Source organism: Streptococcus sp. SN3, assembly GCF_030439905.1.
The window spans coordinates 1-3,517 of record NZ_JAQFJF010000017.1 but is presented as its reverse complement, the minus strand read 5'-3'; the positions used below and the strand labels follow the sequence as shown (position 1 = coordinate 3,517).

Below are 3,517 nucleotides of genomic sequence, written 5' to 3'. Positions count from 1 at the left end.
TATAAACAAAGTATAAATTTCTAATTATCTTTTTATATTTTCTTAAATGCTCGTAAAGCCTTATTCTATGTGCTTTCGAGTATTTTTACTGTAGGAAGATACTTCACGTTTCTTTGCATATTTCCTCATGTCTTAGCTGTCAGAAGTGGTAAATAAGTAGTAAATTCATTTGTACTACTAAGCAACAAGACGCTCCTGTTGCTTCTCTTTATTCAAGCGTTTCATTTCTGCCATTGCAGAATCGAATGTTGCATGTGCGTAATAGTTCAGCGTCATGGCTATATTAGCATGTCCCATAATGTACTGTAATGCCTTTGGATTCATTCCTGCATTTGCATAGTTGGTACAGAATGTATGTCGCAAACTATGTGGAGTGATGTGTGGCAATTTATCCTCGTTATACTTATTGTATTTCTTAACAAGACCTTTCATCATGCCGTTGTAATCACTTGCCACTTTTGGATAGTTCTTTCTATTAAGAAAGAGGAAATCACTATATCCATCAATCTCAACACGCTTATCATTCTTTCGATTCGCTAACACTCGCTTAAATGCTTGATAGGCTTCTTCAACCATAGGAACTTGACGTTCGCCACTTTTGGTCTTTGGTGTTTCAATGTAGTACCCAATTTCAGTATCTCTCAATAGCTGATGGTCTATATTGACAAGACGATTCTCAAAATCTAAATCTGGAAGTGTCAAACCACCAAACTCTGAAATACGAAGACCTGTTTTTAAGAGTATCAGAATTTCATCATAATTTTTGCTGTAGGTTTTATCAGCTTTTGCAAAGGCTAACAGTTTTTCTTCCTGTTCTTCTGTTAGTACGGTCTTAGGGACAGTATCATCATCAAGAACTGCTTTCAGTTGAAAGTCAAATGGATTCTTCCGAACACAATCATCTTGTATAGCAATATAGAATGAAGCCTTTAAAGAACGTTTGTAGTTATTGATGGTTTGATAAGCATAACCATTTTCACTCATTCTAATAGCCCATTCTTTAGCGTCTGATGGCTTAATACTGTCAATACTTCTTACACCTAACTTGTCTTTCTTCAAAATATCCATAAGATATTTGCGTCCAGTTTCAGTGTTTTTTCTAACCTTTGGTCTTTGAGCGTTCTGTTTTGCGTAAAGCTGGCAGAGTGTCATTTTCTTTCCTACAACATCAATACCATCATGAATGTCTTTCTGTAACTCTGCGATTTTCTCTCTAAGTGAGATACAATCACGCTTTCCTGCTGGTACTCGGTCTGTAGCCACAAGTTTCCACGAGTAAACAAATTGCGGTTCTCCAAATGAATCTATATATTTGTATAAGTATCTTCCGTCTTTTCGTTGGCTCTCTCCAGTCTTTAAGATTCGACCTTTATTGTCACGTCTTTTTTCTGACATGGCATTTGCTCCTTTCCTTTATGGAAAGAGCCTTGATACGACTTAATACTATTTTATCATATACAAGACCCTTTGGCGACGCTAGATTGCGTCCAATGTATCTATAATTTTTTCAAATTGTTTTCGTTTAATCTGAATACGATTGCCATTCATAATCAGCCAATTTGCATTTTTATTTTCCTCTGCCAAGCGTCGTAGCTTGTTTTCGCCAATACGAAAATATTTTGACGCTTCTTCAATGGTTAGGGTATAACGTTCCCAAATAGGAATGTCAGTCTGCTTCATAAAATCCTCCTTTCCAAATCACTTATTTGGATTTCATAAAAGTTGTTTTACCAGCAATCGAACAGCTTTAGCAAAGCTCACGGGAGTTCCACCCCTGCATGGTTCTCATGTAGCCATACTCATTGCCTGCGACGGTTTTATCACGCTCGGACTATTGACTGTATGGGAGTATCATTATCACGATAAGAATGTCGTTGCAGGCAATCCTGCTAAAGATTGCTTCTCGGATCACTAACATGAATCGCTCGCTATCTTTATAAGATAGGTCATGGCGGTTAGTTCCGTTGGCTCTTTTCTTATCGAAACGTATTCGATTACTTTTATTCAGTTTTCAAAGAACAATGGCTCGTTAGCCTATCAAAACACATTGAAAGCTCAATATGCTTTGGTGGAATAACAAACCTCCCTGTTCGGGAAGCGTGGAATGGTTTAGCACGCTTCCACGAAAGGAGAGAGGATATTACTTAATTTCAAATGACAAAATCTTTGTAATCAGTCTGGTTTCCATTCTTCCACGTAAGACTTCATCAACGACCATACTTTGATTGCCATATTCATCTTTCATAAGTCGTAGGGAACGCTTCGTTATGTACCCTCTGTAATGATGTAGAATCTGGTTAATCGCTTCGGTATCGCCATCTGTTGCCTTTACAATGAGAGGAAAGGGAATCATAGGATATTGTGTTTTCATTCTTCAAATTCCTCCATAAACTTTTTAATTAAGGCTAGTCCACTGGTTCTATGCCGATAGACAGTAGAACGGTTCAATTTCAACAGGTCTGCAATTTCTGAATCGCTCATGTCCATAAAGTAAAACAGCAGTAGAATTTCACGTTTCTTGTCTGGCAACTCACGTAATGCTTCACTCAACAAATCATTTTCAACGCCTACTGATAACCCATTGAGTGTAAAAATCTGAAAGTCAGTTGAATAGTTATCTGTTGTCGCAAACTGGCTAACAAGATAATCGCCAACATCCGAAAAGGACACCTCACGCTTTGCAATCCTTGAAAGATAAAGCATATAATTCTTTCGCTCGTCTTCCATAGCACGTTTACAGATATAGTCAAACTGATTTTCTATTGTGGTCTGAAAAGAAGATGGTTTCATGTTTCTCACCCCCTTTCTGTCTAGGAAAGGAAGTGAGCCTTGCTCGTTTATCTCCTTTCACTCTTAGTCCCAATGTGAAAGGGGGATTTGTTGCATTACTGATAAATAAACTTTGTAAAAAAGTTCTGAATAGCCAAAAAAGCATATAAACAGATTTATTTCTCTGTTTACATGCTTCTGTTATTCTCTCTATATGATTTATAAAACCACATTGGTGGACGTACTTATCTATTGCAGATAGACGACTTTTTTTGACAAGAACCCAATGTAAGGAAATTTATTGTATATGATGTACTTCATGGCGACGTTGACCTCCAACAAACCGCCATTTGGAAGTAATATACAATATTTTAACAGCGTAAATAGCACTACCATATAACGGTTTTTTTTATTGGCGTTTAGTAGTGCTTTTTATTAAATATAAACCTATAAACCATATAACACGTTTTTCTATACCTGTTTTTAATTCAGTAGGAACAATAAAATGTATAGAGGTGGTCTACTATGCGTAAAAAAGAAGATAAATATGATTTTAGAGCCTTTGGTTTAGCCATTAAAGAAGCTCGATTGAAACGAGGTTTAACTCGTGAACAAGTGGGAGCATTGATTGAAATTGACCCACGGTACTTAACTAATATTGAAAATAAAGGGCAACACCCCAGCATACAAGTTCTTTATGACCTTGTATCGTTACTTCATGTTTCCGTTGATGAATTTTTCTTACCTG

At 36.7% G+C, this 3,517-nt stretch carries 6 protein-coding genes; 2 read left to right on the top strand and 4 right to left on the bottom strand.

Annotated elements, in window-relative coordinates:
- Nucleotides 1–177: 177 nt before the first annotated feature.
- Both PCY71_RS14815 and PCY71_RS14810 read right to left on the bottom strand, forming a co-directional pair.
- On the bottom strand, nucleotides 178–1,395 hold the full coding sequence (locus PCY71_RS14815) for a tyrosine-type recombinase/integrase (protein ID WP_001291561.1): 1,218 nt from the start codon (nucleotides 1,393–1,395) through the stop codon (nucleotides 178–180).
- 81 nt (nucleotides 1,396–1,476) lie between these two features.
- Nucleotides 1,477–1,680, bottom strand: coding sequence for an excisionase (locus PCY71_RS14810; RefSeq protein WP_000814511.1), 204 nt, complete (start codon nucleotides 1,678–1,680; stop codon nucleotides 1,477–1,479).
- On the opposite strand from PCY71_RS14810, the gene PCY71_RS14805 reads away from it, so the two are divergent.
- Entirely contained in the window at nucleotides 1,664–1,915 is a 252-nt protein-coding gene (locus tag PCY71_RS14805) for a hypothetical protein (protein ID WP_001845478.1), read from the top strand. The genes PCY71_RS14810 and PCY71_RS14805 overlap by 17 nt on opposite strands.
- A 225-nt stretch (nucleotides 1,916–2,140) precedes the next feature.
- On the opposite strand, the gene PCY71_RS14800 is transcribed toward PCY71_RS14805, so the two are convergent.
- A complete protein-coding gene (locus PCY71_RS14800) occupies nucleotides 2,141–2,371 on the bottom strand; it encodes a helix-turn-helix domain-containing protein (RefSeq protein ID WP_000857133.1) in 231 nt (76 codons plus the stop codon).
- Nucleotides 2,368–2,790, bottom strand: a complete 423-nt coding sequence (locus PCY71_RS14795) for a sigma-70 family RNA polymerase sigma factor (RefSeq protein ID WP_000804885.1) — start codon at nucleotides 2,788–2,790, stop codon at nucleotides 2,368–2,370. Before PCY71_RS14795 ends, PCY71_RS14800 begins: the two co-directional genes overlap by 4 nt.
- A 504-nt stretch (nucleotides 2,791–3,294) precedes the next feature.
- On the opposite strand from PCY71_RS14795, the gene PCY71_RS14790 reads away from it, so the two are divergent.
- Nucleotides 3,295–3,517 (top strand): helix-turn-helix domain-containing protein (locus PCY71_RS14790; RefSeq protein ID WP_029776892.1); only part of this gene is annotated, 223 nt, incomplete at its 3' end.

Bases quoted from the DNA above. Each gene is read 5' to 3' on its own strand.
- PCY71_RS14815 (WP_001291561.1), bottom strand. From the start codon at position 1,395: ATGTCAGAAAAAAGACGTGACAATAAAGGTCGAATCTTAAAGACTGGA.
- PCY71_RS14805 (WP_001845478.1), top strand. From the start codon at position 1,664: ATGTCAGTCTGCTTCATAAAATCCTCCTTTCCAAATCACTTATTTGGA.
- PCY71_RS14810 (WP_000814511.1), bottom strand. From the start codon at position 1,680: ATGAAGCAGACTGACATTCCTATTTGGGAACGTTATACCCTAACCATT.
- PCY71_RS14800 (WP_000857133.1), bottom strand. From the start codon at position 2,371: ATGAAAACACAATATCCTATGATTCCCTTTCCTCTCATTGTAAAGGCA.
- PCY71_RS14795 (WP_000804885.1), bottom strand. From the start codon at position 2,790: ATGAAACCATCTTCTTTTCAGACCACAATAGAAAATCAGTTTGACTAT.